We start from the raw sequence: 19,169 nt of genomic DNA, 5'->3' as shown, positions 1-19,169 counted from the left end.
TATTAAAGTGTAAAATTAGCAAACATAAACCATTTTCAAGGCTGTGTTTTTAATAAATTAGCAAAGCATTGTGAATTCAAACGTTTTCGTTGATAAGTTTTTGAAAAACCCAAATAAATTGAATTTTATTTAACAAAATTGAAAAATAACCAACTTTTATTTAACAATTAACAATTCGTCTGTTTTTTCGACACTAAACGAGTCGATATGCTGCATTATTTAATAGCAACAAATCATAACGCTTTTTTATGTTTGGGTCAAAAAAACAAATTGAAATTTTAAGGATGTGAGTTTTGGATTACTGCTTAACAGTTTTAGGCGTGACTTTGTTTCAATTCAAAATGGTACTGATAACAAGTAAAAAGTAGTAACTAGTTTTCTTCAGGTATCAAACCTTCCTGATTTTTTTTAATTTTTTCAGTATTCGTTTTCTTTGATTTTGAAAAATTAATATAATCCGGAGATAAATTTGAATCTTGATCTTCTGAAACTGGAGCCGACAGACTCTCAATTTTCAGATTTTTAAATATTTTATTGACAAATTCTTTAAAAGTATCAAAATCTACTTCGTAAGAAACCCCTAAACCTTGCGTGTAACCAATTCCTTGACCAACATAATTGATGTCATTTTCTTTATTAAAAAGACGTAAATTAAGTGTTCCGTCCTCGTTAACTCTATATAAAATTTCAACATCACCTACAATTGCTGATTCATTAATTCCACCAAAAGGAACTCCCAGTTTACCATTGATAGTCACTCTTTCATTTATTTTGGATGAAATTGTTGCAACGAATCGTCCATCAGTTTCTTTTCCTATTCGTCTGTCTGCACCAATAAAATTAAGTCCTACTTTAAATTTTTCGTCATCAGACTGAATAATTCCACCTAAGATACTCGAAGCGGTTTCAAATAAACTTCCGGAAAAATCAGACTGATTCACTCCTTCCGGACTCAAAAATCCACCTGAAGAAAGTAAATACAGCGCTTGCGTCTGGCGAACATCTTTGTCGTTTAATTTATATTGAATTTCTGATTTCAAAACATTACTTACAGTTGGAAATTCAATATTAAAATCGGGTTCAGGACTCGTTAAATCGCCTCGAAGACCTATCACTACTTCAACTGGAACTTTGGTATTAAAAGAGGAATTATCCAATAAAACCGCAGGATTTGCCGAAGTTTTATAGATTGCTTCCAGGTTTAATTGCGCCTTCATGGGATTTCCTTCCCATGTGATTGAACCTCCTTTTTTAACTTCAAATTTCTTATCAATAAGCCCACCGTATTTGAAATTATAGGTTCCTTCATACGCCTGGAAATCTCCCCACATATTGAATCTTCCTAAAGTATTAATTTTAAATAATAACGATCCAAACCCTTTTCCTTTCATTCCGTGACCGGTATTACGATCCAGAATTACTTCTACTTCGGCATCGGGTGTAATATCAAAATCAAATTCTAATTCCAGTCCGTTATAATTTCTGGTGTTTTCGACAATTCCATTTTCCAGATTGTATTTTTCCTTAGCTGTTACAAAATGAATAAAGATATTATCACTAACACTTTCGGCATTATTGATAGGAATTTTTACTGCGGTTCCTTTCTCAGATTTTGCTTCAACTTTTATAAACAAGGAATTAGTAGGTCCCTTAATAGTTGCCATTCCATCAATAAACGCGGTACCATAATAGGCGGCATCTTCACTATCCTTAGTGTCTAATGCTAATAATCTTTTTGAATTAATGGCTAAATCTAACTTCCAATCCGTAAAATTATTATGTTCAATGCTTCCGTTTAAGTTTCCTATTGTTCCATATTTAGTATCGGTCAGCGTATTATTTCTAAAGAGAAACTTTTCATCTGTTAAATCAATAATCGTATTATCGCTCAATCCATAATCTACATTAAGATACGGTATTGTAATTCCAGCATCATCTAAATACAGACGACCGCTAATATTCGGTTTTTTAAGATTTCCTTCAATCGTTGAGTTTCCTGAAATATAGCCTCTAATATTGGATAATACTTCACCACCAAGGGAGTTTAAAGTTGCAATATTGAATTTATCAAATTTCAATTGCAAATCTAAAATGGTTTCTTTATTGACAATTTCAAAACTTCCATCCGCTTTGAATAAATCTACATTTTCATTTTCTAAATTCGAATTGATGGTAAATTTCCTAAGACTTTCATCGCCTTCAATATCAAAATTCAAGGTTCCTAAATCCGTTTTATTAACGTTCAATTTGTCAATAACAATAGAAGCTGTAGGCTGATAAACGTCCTTGTTCTGCTTGAAGTTCACTTCTCCATTTATATTTCCCTGAACAATAAACTTATCATTGACGGGCGTAATCTGATTTAAATCAACATCCTTAAAACTCAACTTCAGATCCTTAATGGTGGTATCCTTAAAAACCCCAGCTAATGAAATTGATTGGTCTTCATGGGATAATATGATGTTATCAATATCAAAATTTTTGAATGATTTATCAAAAACTATTTGGTTATCAGGCGTTTCATTTTCATTTAAAAACCAAAGATAATCCTTGAATTTAACTTCTGATTTACTGATTCCTACCACATTATTATTGTCTTTATTAATGGTGTGGTATAAATTCAGATTGTAATAATCCTCCGCTTTAGGGCCACCTTTAAATTCAGAACGAAAGAACAACGTATCTTTCATTGTAACATTTATAAGACTAAAATCGCGTATTTTATAATATTTAGTCTTGATACTATCTAACTCTATGTAAGCATTATACAATGGATTTTTATTATCCACTGAAACTCTAATATTATCAAGTGTATTGTTTGCAGCAATAATCTGAGGTGAATTAAAATTGAGTTTAAACTCCTGATTATCGGAGTTTATACTTCCTTTTACAATAGTATTGGCGCCAATTGAAATTTCAGGATAAAATATCTCGATGATCTTATTATAGATGGAAAAATTAAACTTCAGAAACTGTCCTTTTTTAACTTTACTCGGTTTAAAATTCGTGTAAAGACTTCCCAAAGAGTTTTTTACCAAATTTTCTAACTGATTGAATTCGTACTTACCTACAATTTCACCTTGAACTATATCTGGAGAATTCACAGTTATTGTTCGTACTCTGTTGCTGTCAAAAGTTGAATTTATGGCAAAATCATCAAAATTATAAGTGTCCTTTTCATTTTGATAAGACGTTTTATTAATGTAGACATTTCCCTGAAAGTTCTCGATATTATTCCCCGAAGCCTGAACTACAACATCGCCTTTAAATACAGAAACCGAATCTTTCATTAACTTCAACTTATGCAAATCTGCATTTTCAACGTTGATATGAAAATCGTAACGGCTATCTTTTTTACTTAAGTCCAATAATCCGTCGAAATTCATGCTCAAATTTGGGTCATTAACAGAAATCTGACCTTTATAATACGGGCTTTTAAGCGTACCGTCAACAACAATATTGGTGTAATTGTAATTTTTATAATCTATTTGACTGATATCTCCTTTGATGGCCGTATCTAAAAATTTTTGTTTAAAACCTTTTCCATCAACATCAATATTCAAACTTACACGACCCAAATCTTTTTGATCCAATAAAGTTGCAATGTCAAAATTTTCCAGAATTACATTCCCTAAATAAGAAGCTTTGTCAATTACATTTATATTTTGGATAGCCAATTTTGAAGTTACTTTGCCTAATGCAGTGACCATGGAAAAATCAGCATCAACTGCTGTAGTTGAAACATTTGAAATTCCTGATGCAGAAAATCGACCTAACTTTTTTAAGGAAGTAGGTAATTTAGTTCCTAAAATATTCGGGAGTATAACCACCAAATCGTCGTAGCTAGACATTAACTTATCAAACTTAGCGTACATGGAGAATTTCTGACCTTTTTTGGCAAACAGGTTTTTAAAATTAATATCACCGTTGATTCGAGTTTTTCGGTCATCTACTAATTCCAGATTTTTAAATTTCAAATCATTCAGCGTACCTTTAATACTTGCTTTAGCATAAAAATGCTGGTTTTTACCAATTTCTTTATAAAAATAACGAATATCGTTTGAAGCAATTGAAGCCGAATTCAATTGAATATCAAAAAGTACTTTATCAGTGAAATTGGAGAAATCTTCAATTTTATAATTCAATAAAACTGTTCCAACCAAAGTAGATTCCTTAGTTAATAAATCAAGATTTTCAAGTTTTATATTTTTCTTTGAATATGTAAATTTTGATTTCAAATTTTTAACATACAAACCACGAAAGTCTAAAAATGACATTTTGTTTATGTTAGTAGTCACATCTGGTCCAAATATTAAGAAATCAGTTACTGAGGCATTCAGTTTTGTAAAATCTAAGTCTTTTGGATTTTCTCGGTTATAATCCGTAACGATAAAATGTCCATCAAAAATTTGCAGTTTATTTGCTTTAAGCAAAAATTTTCGGCTGGAAGGTTTACCCGTTTCAAAAGCTTTAATGAATTTATCAAGATTTGATTCTTTTTCGTTTTTATACGTTTTCAGATCAAAAAGCAATCCATGCAAATCCAAACCGTCAAAAATCAAATCGCCATCAAGTAGTTTTTTACTTTCTAAAATAGTGGTGGCAATTCTTTGTGAGTAAATTAAAGTGTCTTTATGGTGGTCCAGAATCAATACTTTTTTGAATTTCACGCCTCCAAAAACGGAAACGGCTACACCATCAATAGCGATATTAGTTCCAAAATCCTTATTGATACTATTAGTGAAATAACGTGCAATTTTCGTCTGAACAATTGGCATAGTAAGCGCAATAGCAAGTACCAACAAAAGCAGGATTAGTCCAAGCAGCAAGCGCAACGCTATTTTTATAACTTTTTTGATACCTATTTACTATTTAATGTTCTAAAATTTGATTTTGCGATTGGAAACGGAGCGCCTTTGATAAAAATTCTTTAATTTTGCCTTCTGACGAAAAAATGTGTTTTTCTTTAATTGACCCGTCAAATGTAATTCAAAATTTGTGCCTTTTTATGCAAAATCCCGAGGTTTTTATTCTTGCCATCGAAAGTTCCTGTGACGATACTGCCGCTGCCATCTTACAAAACGATAAAGTGCTGTCAAATGTTGTAGCAAATCAGCTAATTCATAATCAATACGGTGGCGTGGTTCCTGAGCTTGCCTCTCGTGCGCACCAACAAAATATTGTTCCCGTTGTCGATGCCGCTCTTCGCAAGGCAAATATACAAAAAGAACAACTATCAGCAATTGCTTTCACGCAAGGTCCTGGCCTTATGGGCTCGCTTTTGGTAGGTAGTTCTTTCGCAAAATCATTGGCGCTAGCATTGCAAATTCCATTAATTGCCGTGAACCACATGCAAGCCCATGTTTTGGCTCATTTTATTGATGAAGAAAGTTTTGATAAACCAACCTTTCCCTTTTTGGCGTTGACCATCAGCGGCGGACATACTCAAATCATTAAAGTGGATGATTTTTTTGATATGACCGTAATTGGCGAAACTACAGATGATGCAGTTGGTGAAGCTTTTGACAAAAGCGCAAAAATTTTAGGACTTCCCTATCCAGGCGGTCCTTTGATTGATAAATATGCACAACTGGGAAATCCAAAAGCATTTGCTTTTACCAAACCAAAAGTTACTGGTTTAGATTTTAGTTTCTCTGGTTTGAAAACGGCAATTTTATATTTTATCCAAAAGAAAAAATTAGAAAACCCGAATTTTGTTGATGAAAACCTCAATGATATTTGCGCTTCTATTCAGTTTACCATTATAGAAATTTTGATGGATAAATTGAAATTAGCCGTAAAAGAAACCGGAATAAAACAAATTGCTATTGGCGGAGGCGTTTCTGCCAATTCCGGAATTAGAAATACTCTGAAAGAAGCCGAGAACAAATACGGATGGAAAACATTTATCCCTAAATTTGAATACACCACTGATAATGCCGCAATGATTGGAATTGTGGGTTATCAAAAATTTTTAACACAATCATTTGAAACTTCTTCAGTAGTTTCTAAAGCAAGAATACAATTCTAAATTATGCAATTATTTTACAATCCAACTATTACGGAATCTACTGCGATTTTTTCTTTTGATAAAGAGGAAAGCAAACACATTATTAAAGTATTGCGTAAAAAAGATACTGACATATTATTTGTCACAAACGGTTTAGGTTTTTTATTTAAAACTGAAATTACATTAGCTTCCGACAGTAAATGCACGGTTAAAATCATTTCTTTCGAAAAAGCTGCTCCTTCAAAATTCAGATTACATCTGGCTGTAGCGCCAACAAAAATGAATGATCGCTACGAATGGTTTCTGGAGAAAGCCACCGAAATAGGTATACAGGAGATTACACCAATAATTTGCGATCATTCCGAACGTAAAGTAATCAACAATGAACGCTTTGATAAAATTTTATTGACAGCGATGAAGCAATCCAATGAATTATATCTGCCAAAATTGAATCCCGCTATCACTTTTAAGGAATTTTTAAAACTTAAAAATGAAGATGTAAAACTAATTGCGCATTGTGAAGAAACAGATAAAAAAACACTGAAATCTGTTTTGAAACCAAATGAAAATATTACAATGCTTATAGGTCCTGAAGGCGACTTTTCCGAAAAAGAAATAGCTTTGGCTCTTGAAAATAATTTTACTGCCGTTTCATTGGGAAACACCAGATTACGCACAGAAACTGCAGCAATAGTTGCCTGTCACAGTGTAGTATTTGTTAATGAAGAATAACTAATTTTATTATGAGGCAACTATTTTATCTTCTGTTAATCCTTTCAACACCGTTGTTTTCACAAGAAATTGCTTTGGTAAAATACAGTGGCGGTGGCGATTGGTATGCAAATCCAACTTCACTGCCAAACTTGATAAAATATTGCAATGCTAACATTAACACCCGAATAAAAGCAAAACCGGCAACTGTTGAACCAGGAAGTCCAGATCTATTTTCATATCCTTACATACACCTGACTGGTCACGGAAATGTTGTTTTTAATGATGCGGAAGTAAGTAATCTTAAAAATTATTTATTAGCCGGAGGATTTCTACACATTGACGATAATTACGGGATGGACCAATATATAAGAAAAGAAATTAAAAAAGTATTTCCCAATAATGACTTAGTTGAAATCCCAGCAAATCATGCTATTTTCCAAAAACCTTATTCATTTCCTACTGGTTTACCAAAAATACACGAACACGATGGGAAACGGCCACAGGCTTTTGGAATTTTTATAGAAAGTAAACTAGTCCTGCTCTACACCTATGAATGCGATTTAGGAGATGGCTGGGAAGATTCCGAAGTCAATAACGATCCCGTAGCAGTACGTGAAAAAGCTTTAAAAATGGGCGCCAACATCATAAGTTATATATTTAATAATTAGCGTAATTTATTTCCCTCAATCTATTCGAATTCCCTTTTCCATTTTTTTTCTATTTTAAAACTCAAATTGTACGTTTTTTTTTCAAAGAATATGTTGAATTTTTTTTAACATAAAATTTAGAAAAATAGCTTTTATTATACTCCTGTTTTTAATAAATCACCCCCTAATTTTAGGCGATTTATGATGCTATAGTTGATAAAATTGACTTATAAAAGTATACATTTACACTGATTTCATACAAGTAATACATCTCGATATTTCAAAAAAATTAGCGTATTATTAGTAAAAATGACAATAAATATCACAAATCATTCCATTATAAATACAAAAAGAAGTAATTCTTCTATTGAACATAAATTAAAGTATCAGAAAATACCTTAAAAATAAAAAATCTCATTTTACGGAAACCCGTAAAATGAGAGGATTAGAAATTATTTCATAAAAAAGTTAAGCAATTATTTTTTTTATGAAAAATTTGTTATAAAATTGTGAAATAATTAACCAAATCTATTAATTTATAACAAATTTATTATGAAAAAAATTCTTTTATCTGCTGCTGCATTATTAATGCTTTTCTCTTGTCAGAATGACACAACGGAAACTACTCCAGAAGCAAGCGCAGCATCACAACGTGGTTGTGCTTCACAAGAAGTTCTAGCAGCACAAATGAAGGCTGATCCATCTTTAGCTTTAAGAATGAATAAAATTGAAGCTTTTACTGAAAAAGCAATGTTAACTGGACGTTTAGTAAACGGTAAAGTAGAAATTCCAGTAGTAGTAAACGTTTTATACAGAACTGCTGCAGAAAATATTTCTTTGGCGCAAATTCAATCTCAAATTGATGTATTAAATAAAGATTTTAATGCTTTGAATTCAGATTACTCTTCAGTTCCAACTTTATTCTCAGGCGTAAAAGCAAATGTTGGAATTACATTTGTATTACAAAATGTAGTAAGAAGATCTACAACTACATCATCATGGACAACGAGTGATGCAATGAAAAAATCAGCAAAAGGAATTGCTCCAACTACTCCAACAACTGTTTTAAACATGTGGTCATGTAATATGGGTGGTGGTATTCTTGGTTATGCACAATTTCCTGGAGGAGCTTCTGCTACTGATGGAGTTGTAATTGACAACAATGCTTTTGGAACTACTGGTACTGCTACTGCACCATTTAACTTAGGAAGAACAGCTACTCACGAAGTAGGACACTGGATGAACTTACGTCACATTTGGGGTGATGCAACTTGTGGAAGTGATTTAGTTTCTGATACACCTACACACAACACTGCTAACTACGGTATCCCTGCTTACCCTCATTATAGCACTTGTACTGGTACTCCAGTAGAAATGACAATGAACTACATGGACTATACTGACGATGCAGGAATGTACATGTTCTCTAACGGTCAAAAATCTAGAATGGCTGCTTTATTTGTTTCAGGTGGAGCAAGAGCAAGTTTCGGAATATAATTTTTTAGTTTTTTTTTGAAATTAAAACTCGCTACTTGTTAGCGAGTTTTTTTTATATTTACAATCTAAAATAGAAATATGATTACATCAAAAACCATTTCAAACGGGATTCTTAGAGCATTATTAACACTAACTTTCTGTGGCTTAGTATTGTTCTTTTTTTACCAAATTCAATCCGTATTGATTTATCTTGTTGTATCATTCATACTAACATTAATAGGAAATCCCATTTTAGATTTTTTTAAAAAGCGATTGAAATTCAACCATATTGTTGCAACAATAGCAACATTGTTTATTTTCATATTAATCATTTTTGGTTTTATAATGATGTTTGTTCCATTAGTTTTATCTCAAGGACAAAACCTTTCACTTCTTAACACCGCTGAAATTGAAAAAAACATACTTCAGTTAATCAATCAAATTACTGCTTTCCTTGATGCTCACCAAATTGATTCTGCTCAAGTATTAAAAGAAGCAAACATTACATCGAAAATAAACTTTAATTTCATTCCTAACTTTTTAAATACAATTCTAGGCACACTAAGTAGTTTAGGTGTTGGATTAGGTTCGGTTTTATTTATTACTTTTTTCTTTTTAAAAGACAGACTCATGTACATTGTAGGAGCAAAAAAACTAATCCCTAACAGTCACGAGGATCAAATATTACATTCATTAGAAAAAATTAATCACCTATTATCTCGCTATTTCATTGGTTTACTGATTCAATTATTCATCGTATTCCTTTTATACCTTATTGTGCTATTCATTTTTGGAGTTCCAAATGCGCTTGTTATTGCCTTTTTATGTGCGGTTTTGAACATTATTCCATATATTGGACCGCTTATAGCATCCTTTCTGGCTGCAATTCTAACCATGTTAAGCAATCTGGGAAGTGATTTTCAATCTGAAATTTTACCTACCACCATTTACGTTTTAATTGGATTTTGGATTGTCCAAATTATCGATAACAATTTATCCCAGCCCATCATTTTTTCTAAAAGTGTAAGTTCACATCCGCTGGAAATATTCTTGGTTATCTTAATTGCAGGATTCCTATTTGGAATATTAGGAATGGTAATAGCAGTTCCTTTATACACGATCATTAAAGTTATGGGTAAAGAATTTTTTCCGGAAAACAAGATTATCATGTTATTAACTAAAGATATTTAATGTTGGATTTACTGCTTCTAAATCCCGAAATACAAGCATTTATCAATGCGAATATTGGCACAAGCATTTCGAAATTAGCACTTCAAAAAAATCCATTTCCTGAGGTGGATTGGATTCGTATTTTGAACCAAATTGAAGCTAAAACAAAAGCAAAAGATAAATTATCGATTTGGTTCAACACCAAAAATATTATTTATCCCAGTAAAATTTCGATAGAGCAAACTTCATCTCAAAAAACAGCTCAATATAAAGCTTCCATTGTTTCTGGCGAAAGTTTAATTGATTTAACGGGAGGTTTTGGTGTAGACGATTATTATTTTGCAGAAAAAATAAAGAATGTCGCCCATTGCGAAATCAATTCTGAATTATCAACTGTTGTAAAACATAATTTTGAACAATTAAATGTTTCAAATATTACTTGTTATTCAGGTGATAGTTTAGATATTTTACAAATTTTAAATAAAAAATGGGACTGGATTTACATTGATCCATCCAGACGAAATGATGCCAAAGGAAAAGTATTTCTGCTTAAAGATTGCTTGCCTAATGTTCCTGAAAATTTAGATTTTTATTTTAAAAATACTGAGGCAATTTTAATAAAAACTGCTCCATTGCTGGATATTTCAGCCGGATTATCTGAATTACAACATGTAAAAACGATTCATATTATAGCCATCGATAACGAAGTTAAAGAGTTATTATGGGAAATCCACAAATCTTTTTCTGGCAATACAACTATAAAAACAATAAACAAAACAAAAGATAAATCACACACTTTTGAATTTATTTTGAATGAAGAATCTAATTCTTCAACGTTCAGTTTGCCACAAAAATATCTTTACGAACCCAATAGCGCGATAATGAAATCCGGCGGATTCGATGCTGTGAGTTCCTTTTACAACTTAAATAAACTGCACAAACACTCCCATTTATACACTTCGACTGAAATCAAATCTTTTCCAGGGCGTGTTTTTGAAATTCAAAAAATTTTCTCGTACAACAAATCGGAAATGAAATCCTTTTTAGAAAACACACAAGCAAATATAACCACACGGAATTTTCCAGATAGTGTAGAAAGTATTCGGAAAAAATGGAAAATTAAAGAGGGAGGAAATAGCTATTGTTTTTTCACAACCGATGAAAATAATCATAAAATTGTTTTAATTTGCACCAAAATATCATAAAAATGAAACATCTAATTGCACTGACTTTATTGTTATTCTCCTTAAATATATTTGCTCAAAAACCTTGTGATTACAGTACAAATGTCACCGATTCTTTAGGTACTTACAAATCAACGAAGGACTACATGATTAGCGAGAAAAATTTTGCCGGAAATTCCAGTTATATTTTTTATTCTTTGGCATTAACAGATGATTTACCAACATTAAGCGTTCAAATCATCCAAAAAAGTAAAGACTTTTTGAAAGCGAATTGTTTTGATAAAAATTCGAAATTATTTTTACAGTTAAATAATGGAAAAATAATCACGTTGATTCATATTGATCAAGAAAATTGCGGTACCATGATACGTGATGAAAAAGGATTTGACAACAGAATTAATTCCGGTATTTTCATGTTTATGAAAGACAGCTTTGAAGAACTGAAAAAATCTCCTGTATCACTGATGCGAATTAAATATTTGACAGATACCGAAGATTATGTCTTCAAAAAAGAGTTTAAATCTGAACTAACAAACGAAACTTACAATCCCGAAACCTATTTCATTGAGTCCTTAAAATGTATTGAATAGATACTTATTTACATTCCCATTTAACATTTGAGACCGCATCATTCAATCCCAACTTTAAGTTGTAATGCCACCATTCGGAATCAAAAGAATTGAATCCAGTAGTTGTCATAATATTTTTTAAAAGGATTCTATTTTGCTTCACTTCTTCTGAAACATTTGGATAATTATGGCTTGCTTCCTCTCCAAAAAAATCGAAGGAAGTTCCCATATCCAGTTCCTTTCCGTTACGGTCAACAAGAGTAATATCAACGGCTCCACCCCTATTATGTATCGAGCCTTTTGCCGGATTTGCTACATATTTTGGGTTTGAAACAATTTTCCACATTTTTTTCTGAATATCTAAAGGACGATAACAATCAAAAATTTTGATTTTATATCCTTTTTCCATGAATTTCGAATTTGCTTCCACAAGCGCTGTAACCGTTTTTAATCTTAAAAAACATTCCGCACAGTCGTACACTTTTGATTTCAGGAAATTATCATCCGTCGCATACTTCATGTCATATTCAAAATCTTGACTATACTCTTTTAAATTTACAAATGTAGTATCATTGATAATCACACTATTTTTTTCTTGAGTATCCACAATGATAGTTTGCGACTTGCAAGAAACAATACAAAAAAGAGAAGATAGAATTATAAATGGTTTTAAGTAGGAAGTCATGAATACTATTTTTTATAAAAATAAAACATTTTTTTGGGATTTTAGAAACTATAAAAAACAAAAAAACCGATACTAATAAAAGTATCGGTTTAAGTGAAGGCAGAAGGATTCGAACCTTCGACCGCCTGCTTAGAAGGCAGGTGCTCTATCCAGCTGAGCTATGCCTCCATTGCTCTTGGAAAAAATTAGTCGGGGTGGCAGGATTCGAACCTGCGGCCTCCTGCTCCCAAAGCAGGCGCGATAACCGAGCTACGCTACACCCCGAAAAAAACAAAAAATTAAAAAGCGGAGGGACAGGGACTCGAACCCTGGCACCGATTACTCGATGACAGTTTAGCAAACTGCTCCATTACCACTCTGGCACCCCTCCAAGCTCAAGAAAACGTGTCCTGTTTTGCGGTTGCAAATTTAAGACATCTTTAGACTTCTCACAACTATTTGAAGGCTTTTTTTTAATCTTTTTTATCATTTTTATAAAAAAGCTTCACAATCAAACATATAGAATAAAAATAAATATAAAAAAGATAAACTCAGTATCAAAATATGAAATTGTATAAAAAAGTTTAAATTTGCTACATAAACTAACATTATGAAAGTCATGAACAAAAGAGTTGTTATCGTTTCTGCCGTTAGAACACCTATCGGAAGTTTTATGGGGGGATTGTCTACAGTTACCGCTCCAAGATTAGGTGCAGTTGCTATTAAAGGCGCATTGGACAAAATAAAATTAGATCCAAATTTAATTGATGAAGTATTTATGGGTAATGTAGTTCAAGCTGGCGTAGGACAAGCTCCTGCCAGACAAGCTGCAATTTTTGCCGGTTTACCTAATACCGTTGCCTGCACCACAGTAAATAAAGTATGTGCTTCAGGAATGAAGGCAGTTATGTTGGGCGCGCAGGCGATTCAATGTGGTGATGCCGAAATTGTGGTTGCCGGTGGTATGGAAAACATGAGTTTAATTCCACATTATATGCATTTAAGAAATGGAACTAAATTTGGTCCTGCATCCATGATTGACGGAATGCAGAAAGATGGACTTACTGATGCTTACGATAACAGCGCTATGGGAGTGTGTGCTGACTTATGTGCTGCAGAATATAACTTTACTCGCGAAGATCAAGATAACTTCGCAATTCAATCGTATGAGCGTAGTGCTAAAGCATGGGAATCTGGGAAATTTGACAATGAAGTTGTTCCTGTTCCAGTTCCACAAAGAAAAGGTGATCCTATCATCGTTTCTAAAGACGAAGAATTCTCTAATGTAAAATTAGACAAAATACCTTCATTGAATGCTGTTTTTACAAAAGACGGAACAGTAACTGCCGCAAACGCATCTACAATAAACGATGGTGCAGCAGCAGTAATCCTAATGAGTGAGGAAAAAGCTAACGCTTTAGGATTAAAACCTTTGGCATACATCAAAGGATATGCTGATGCAGCTCAAGAACCAAAATGGTTTACTACAAGCCCTGCAAAAGCAATTCCAAAAGCATTGGAAAAAGCAGGAATAGCGATTAGTGATGTTGATTATTTTGAATTTAATGAAGCATTTGCTGTTGTAGGTCTGGCTAATTCTAAAATTTTAGGATTAGAGGACAGGAAAGTAAATGTAAATGGTGGCGCTGTATCTTTAGGGCATCCACTTGGTTGTTCAGGAGTTAGAATAATTGTTACTTTAATCAATGTTTTAGAACAAAATAATGGAACTATCGGTGCAGCTGCAATTTGCAATGGCGGTGGCGGTGCTTCTGCAATTGTAATCGAAAGAGCTTAAACATTTATAAAGTAAGAGTTATAAATTATAAACTTGTAACTCTTACTTTTTAACTACTAAAAAAACCTAAATGTTCGGAATTTGTAATTTAGCCATAATCCCGCTTCGCTTTGAACCGAGTGACAGAAGCGAAATCGTTTCTCAAGTTTTATTTGGTGAACATTTTGAAATTTTAGAACAATTGAGACAATGGTCCAGAATCAGGACACAATACGACAGCTATGAAGGCTGGATAGATTCCAAACAATTACAACTGATTTCAGAAACTAGTTACCATCAATTATCTAGCGAAGCTATTATTTTAAATGCAGACTTAATTGAATATATCAGTACACCAAATAATCAGCTGATACCAATTCCTCTTGGTTCTTCTTTATCTTTTCTGAATCATAACGAGATAAACACTTCTAATTTTGATTTTGAAGGAACTAAAACCAGTGGAGAAAAAAGCAAAGAAAGCTTGATAAATACTGCCTTCATGTATTTGAATGCTCCATATCTTTGGGGAGGAAAAACTCCTTTTGGTATCGATTGTTCGGGTTTTACTCAAATGGTATATAAGCTCAATGGATTCAAATTACTTCGTGATGCTTCACAACAATCTTCACAAGGAGAAGCCTTAAGTTTTATTGAAGAAAGTGAACCTGGCGATTTAGCTTTTTTTGACAATGAAGAAGGTAATATCATCCATGTAGGAATTATAATGGCTGATAATTACATCATTCATGCCAGTGGAAAAGTTCGAATAGATCGTTTGGATCATTTAGGAATTTTTAATGCAGAGACAAATAAGCATACACACAAATTAAGAGTCATTAAAAAAATTGTATAAAAAAACCTGTCTAAAATTAGACAGGTTTTTTTGTACTTTAAAGCAAATATTACATTTTCGCTTTCAATGCTTTGTATTCTGCAGTCATTTCTAATGCGCTGTAAACTCCTAAAAGAGTTTTGGAAACATCTGAATTTTTTGAATCTAATTCAACTGCTTTTTCAAGATAAGGAATCGTTGCTTTAAAAAGCTCTTCTCTTTTCTTTTTTAATTCATCATAACGCTTCATATCCTTTGCAGAAGTCCCCAATTTGTTCATTTCATCAATAATCACTTTCTCATTCTCTAACTTCATTGCAGCTAGATTGATATAAGCATTGATGTATTTAGGGTTAATTTCAATAACTCTTTTGTAATATTTCTCCGCTTCGGCAGTATTCTTAGCATTTGCACTTAATACTCCAAGGTTAAAAATCAATTCTACGTCGTTTGGATTTTTTTCCAATACTTCAGCAATTAACTTCTTGTACATGTCAAAATCTTTAGTTTCTAAATAAAGATTAGCCTCTGTCAAAGTCAAAGAAGTATCCTCAGGATTTGCTAATCTCGCTTCAGAAATTGCTTTTTTAGCTTCTTCAGTCTTACCTTTTTCCACTAAAATCAAAGCCATATTCTTATAAATTTCACCTCTTTTAGAAGGAACAACTTCAGTTCTTGGCTTCTCATGAGTTCCTAATTTTACCATTTTATCTCTTTCTTGAGCAGTAGTAAAAAAATCTTCTTGTGTAGTTAATTTATTTACAGCAAAATAACTGGTACCTTTTCCAGAATAGTTTAACGTTTTCAAATTATCATACAACTCAAGTGCTTTGTCATATTCTTTCGCATTAACATACGTTGAAGCTGCATAATACAAATTGATAGTGTCTTTTTTGTCTAATAAATAAGCATCATATAATTTTTTAGCACTATCTGAATGTTTATCCACTTTTGAATCAGCAATTGCACCATTAATTAATTTGAATTTAATATCTGTAATTGAAGCTGCAGCTTGTGTTGAGAATTTTACTTTCCCAGAAGCTTTTTCAGCTGCAATTAAATCTTGATACGCTTTTGCAGCAAGCGAAAGATTCGTATTGGCATCAACATTCTTGTTTGCTAAATCCAATAAAGAATTTCCTTTTACAAAGAAAAACTGTGCTTTTTCAGCATCTGGAGCATTAGCTATTAAAGATTCTGCTTCCATCAAAATGGTCACCGCCTCTTGAGATTTTCCACCTTTAAGCGCCTTTTCAGCTGCTTTAATTTGATCTTTTTGAGCAAAAGTAGCTACTGATATCAATAACGCTGATGCTAGTAATACATATTTACCTTTCATAATATTCTCTGTTTGTTTAATAATTATTCTTGTTCTTCTTTTTTAATTATGCTTCGTCGTCAGAATCGTCTTCTTCAGTTTCATCCTCAGCGTCATCTTCTTCGGTTTCATCTTCATCATCGTCCTCTTCTACACCTTCGTCCTCAAGAACTTCCAGAACCGGCTTCACTCTTTCGATAGCTTCAGATTCAACAATATTTCCGTCTTCATCAACAACTACTTCCGCTACATCGTCTTTCATTACTTTTGTAACAGCAGCAATCGAATCGTTTCCTTTAATGTTGATCAATTTCACACCTTGCGTTGCACGTCCCATTACTCTTAAATCTTCAACAGCCATTCTGATTGTTAATCCAGATTTATTAATAATCATCAAATCGTCCGCATCAGTAACCGCATTAATCGAAATCAGCTTACCTGTTTTCTCGGTAATATTTAAGGTTTTAACTCCTTTACCACCACGATTTGTGATTCTGTACTCATCAAGGCTAGAACGTTTTCCGTATCCATTTTCAGCAACTACTAATATTTCGCTGTTCATGTCATTTACAGTAACCATGCCAATAACTTCGTCAGTATCATCTTTTAGTGTAATTCCGCGAACTCCTGAAGCTGTTCTTCCCATCGGACGCGTTTTAGTTTCTTCAAAACGAACTAATTTTCCAGATTTCACGGCCAAAATAATTTGACTTTCACCATTGGTTAATTTTGCTTCCAATAATTCATCGCCTTCTTTAATAGTGATTGCAGCAACTCCATTAACTCTAGGTTTAGAATATTTCTCTAAAGATGTTTTCTTAACCTGACCTTTTTTGGTTACCATAATAAGGTTGTGGCTTTTTATGTAATCTTGATCTTTTAAATCCTGAGTACAGATAAACGCTTTTACTTTATCATCACTTTCAATATTAACCAAGTTTTGAATTGCTCTTCCTTTAGCCGTTTTACTTCCCTCCGGTATTTCATAAACACGCATCCAGAAACATTTTCCTTTTTGAGTAAAGAACATCATATATTGATGATTCGTTGCCACAAACATGTGCTCTAAGAAATCCTGATCTCTTGTTCCTGCACTTTTTTGTCCAACTCCACCTCTGTTCTGAGTTTTGTATTCCGTAAGGTTCGTACGTTTAATATAACCTGCATGTGAAATGGTAATTACCACATTTTCATCGGCAATTAAATCTTCAATACTTACATCACCACCAGAATACTCAATTTGAGAACGACGTTCATCTCCATATTTATCACGGATTTCAGTCAATTCTTCCTTAATTAAAGCAATTCTCAAGTTTACATCTGCTAATAAAGCTTTCAAATGCTCTATTAACTTCATGATTTCATCGTATTCTGTTCTTAACTTATCTTGTTCCAGACCGGTTAATTGACGTAAACGCATTTCTACGATAGCACGAGATTGAATATCTGATAATTTAAATCTTTCGATTAATTTTTCTCTTGCTTCTTCAGTACTTTTTGAAGCTTTTATTAAAGCAATTACTTCATCAATATTATCCGAAGCAATAATCAAACCTTCTAATATATGCGCTCTTGCTTCCGCTTTTTTCAATTCGAATTGCGTTCTGCGAGTTACTACATCGTGACGGTGCTCGATAAAATAATGAATCAGATCTTTCAGATTCAACATTTGCGGACGCCCTTTTACAATGGCAATATTATTTACACTAAACGAAGATTGTAATTGTGTAAATTTATAAAGTGTATTCAAAACTACGTTTGGTGTAGCATCACGTTTTAAAATATAAACGATACGCATCCCGTTTCTATCCGATTCATCCCGGATATTCGCAATTCCATCAATTTTTTTGTCATTTACCAAATCAGCTGTACGCTTAATCATATCGGCTTTATTGACTTGATACGGAATTTCGGTAACAATTATGCACTCACGACCATCTACTTCTTCAAAACCAACTTTGGCACGCATTACGACTCTACCTCTTCCAGTTTTGAAAGCTTCACGAACGCCTTCATATCCATATATTATACCACCAGTAGGAAAATCAGGAGCTTTGATATGCGTCATCAACTCGTCTACCTCAATATCATTATTATCCATGAAAGCTAACGTACCGTTAATCACTTCCGTTAAGTTGTGAGGTGGCATATTTGTCGCCATACCTACCGCAATTCCTGTTGCCCCATTTATTAATAAGGTAGGAACACGCGTTGGCATAACAGTTGGCTCTTCTAACGTATCATCAAAATTTAATTTAAAATCAACCGTTTCTTTATCTATATCCGCTAAAATTTCTTCCGAAATCTTACGCATTCTAGCCTCTGTATAACGCATTGCTGCAGGACTATCACCATCTACAGAACCGAAGTTACCCTGACCATCTATTAATAAATAACGCATACTCCATTCCTGAGCCATACGAACCATGGCATCATAAACTGAGGTGTCACCGTGAGGGTGATATTTACCAAGAACTTCCCCAACAATTCTTGCAGACTTTTTGTGGGCTGATCTGGAGTTAACTCCTAAATCATGCATTCCAAATAGTACTCTTCGATGTACTGGTTTCAAGCCATCTCTAACATCTGGAAGCGCTCTTGATACAATTACTGACATCGAATAATCGATGTAAGCCGTTTTCATTTCATCTTCAATGTTAATAGGAATTAACTTTTCTCCTTCAGACATAAGTTGTTATATTAAATAATTATATTAGTTTCAAAACGTGCCAATATACGCTTTTTTGAAATTTTTAAACCAATTTTAAAACACTTATTTCAATGATTTATTAACAAAATAAACTTCGC

13 protein-coding genes and 3 tRNA genes are annotated in these 19,169 nt (G+C 32.9%); 9 read left to right on the top strand and 7 right to left on the bottom strand.

Annotation, left to right across the window (positions count from 1 at the left end; translation table 11 throughout):
* Positions 1-371: 371 nt before the first annotated feature.
* Positions 372-4,778: a translocation/assembly module TamB domain-containing protein gene (locus DR980_RS10020; protein ID WP_113635646.1), complete on the bottom strand. Its 4,407-nt coding sequence runs from the start codon at positions 4,776-4,778 to the stop codon at positions 372-374.
* Between the two features lie 230 nt (positions 4,779-5,008).
* Between DR980_RS10020 and tsaD the strand changes: the two genes are divergently transcribed.
* The 7 genes from tsaD (at position 5,009) to DR980_RS09985 (ending at position 11,791) form a co-directional block, all read left to right on the top strand.
* Positions 5,009-6,031, top strand: coding sequence for a tRNA (adenosine(37)-N6)-threonylcarbamoyltransferase complex transferase subunit TsaD (gene tsaD, locus DR980_RS10015; RefSeq protein WP_113635738.1), 1,023 nt, complete (start codon positions 5,009-5,011; stop codon positions 6,029-6,031).
* A 3-nt stretch (positions 6,032-6,034) separates the two neighbouring features.
* Complete coding sequence (locus DR980_RS10010) at positions 6,035-6,742, top strand: 16S rRNA (uracil(1498)-N(3))-methyltransferase (protein WP_113635644.1); 708 nt, start codon at positions 6,035-6,037, stop codon at positions 6,740-6,742.
* A gap of 11 nt (positions 6,743-6,753) precedes the next feature.
* The gene (locus DR980_RS10005) at positions 6,754-7,392 is read left to right on the top strand and encodes a DUF4159 domain-containing protein (RefSeq protein ID WP_113635642.1); all 639 of its coding nucleotides are present in this window, start codon (positions 6,754-6,756) and stop codon (positions 7,390-7,392) included.
* 531 nt (positions 7,393-7,923) lie between these two features.
* Positions 7,924-8,868 carry a zinc metalloprotease gene (locus DR980_RS10000; RefSeq protein WP_113635640.1) on the top strand — a complete coding sequence of 315 codons (945 nt, stop codon included), beginning with the start codon at positions 7,924-7,926 and terminating at the stop codon, positions 8,866-8,868.
* Between the two features lie 78 nt (positions 8,869-8,946).
* A complete protein-coding gene (locus DR980_RS09995; protein WP_113635638.1) occupies positions 8,947-10,038 on the top strand; it encodes an AI-2E family transporter in 1,092 nt (363 codons plus the stop codon).
* Positions 10,038-11,222 (top strand): class I SAM-dependent methyltransferase, encoded by a 1,185-nt coding sequence (locus DR980_RS09990; protein WP_394335937.1) that lies wholly within the window; start codon positions 10,038-10,040, stop codon positions 11,220-11,222. The genes DR980_RS09995 and DR980_RS09990 overlap by 1 nt, the downstream gene beginning before the upstream one ends.
* A gap of 2 nt (positions 11,223-11,224) precedes the next feature.
* On the top strand, positions 11,225-11,791 hold the full coding sequence (locus DR980_RS09985; protein WP_113635636.1) for a hypothetical protein: 567 nt from the start codon (positions 11,225-11,227) through the stop codon (positions 11,789-11,791).
* A gap of 4 nt (positions 11,792-11,795) precedes the next feature.
* On the opposite strand, the gene ddpX is transcribed toward DR980_RS09985, so the two are convergent.
* The 4 genes from ddpX to DR980_RS09965 all read right to left on the bottom strand — a co-directional run bounded on the left by ddpX (position 11,796) and on the right by DR980_RS09965 (position 12,825).
* Positions 11,796-12,455, bottom strand: a complete 660-nt coding sequence (ddpX, locus tag DR980_RS09980; RefSeq protein ID WP_113635634.1) for a D-alanyl-D-alanine dipeptidase — start codon at positions 12,453-12,455, stop codon at positions 11,796-11,798.
* Positions 12,456-12,549: 94 nt separating this feature from the next.
* Positions 12,550-12,623: transfer RNA gene (locus DR980_RS09975), tRNA-Arg, on the bottom strand.
* Positions 12,624-12,644: 21 nt separating this feature from the next.
* Positions 12,645-12,719 (bottom strand) — tRNA-Pro (locus tag DR980_RS09970).
* 22 nt (positions 12,720-12,741) lie between these two features.
* Positions 12,742-12,825 (bottom strand) — tRNA-Ser (locus DR980_RS09965).
* Positions 12,826-13,053: 228 nt separating this feature from the next.
* On the opposite strand from DR980_RS09965, the gene DR980_RS09960 reads away from it, so the two are divergent.
* Together DR980_RS09960 and DR980_RS09955 are read left to right on the top strand one after the other, a co-directional pair.
* A complete protein-coding gene (locus DR980_RS09960; RefSeq protein WP_113635735.1) occupies positions 13,054-14,232 on the top strand; it encodes an acetyl-CoA C-acyltransferase in 1,179 nt (392 codons plus the stop codon).
* A gap of 70 nt (positions 14,233-14,302) precedes the next feature.
* Entirely contained in the window at positions 14,303-15,064 is a 762-nt protein-coding gene (locus tag DR980_RS09955) for a C40 family peptidase (RefSeq protein WP_113635632.1), read from the top strand.
* Positions 15,065-15,113: 49 nt separating this feature from the next.
* On the opposite strand, the gene DR980_RS09950 is transcribed toward DR980_RS09955, so the two are convergent.
* Entirely contained in the window at positions 15,114-16,382 is a 1,269-nt protein-coding gene (locus tag DR980_RS09950; RefSeq protein WP_113635631.1) for a tetratricopeptide repeat protein, read from the bottom strand.
* Positions 16,383-16,428: 46 nt separating this feature from the next.
* Positions 16,429-19,050, bottom strand: a complete 2,622-nt coding sequence (gene gyrA, locus DR980_RS09945; protein ID WP_113635629.1) for a DNA gyrase subunit A — start codon at positions 19,048-19,050, stop codon at positions 16,429-16,431.
* Positions 19,051-19,169: the final 119 nt, after the last annotated feature.

It is taken from the genome of Flavobacterium psychrolimnae (assembly GCF_003312425.1).
Taxonomy (GTDB): Bacteria; Bacteroidota; Bacteroidia; order Flavobacteriales; family Flavobacteriaceae; genus Flavobacterium; species Flavobacterium psychrolimnae.
This window is presented reverse-complemented; position numbering and strand designations above follow the sequence as displayed.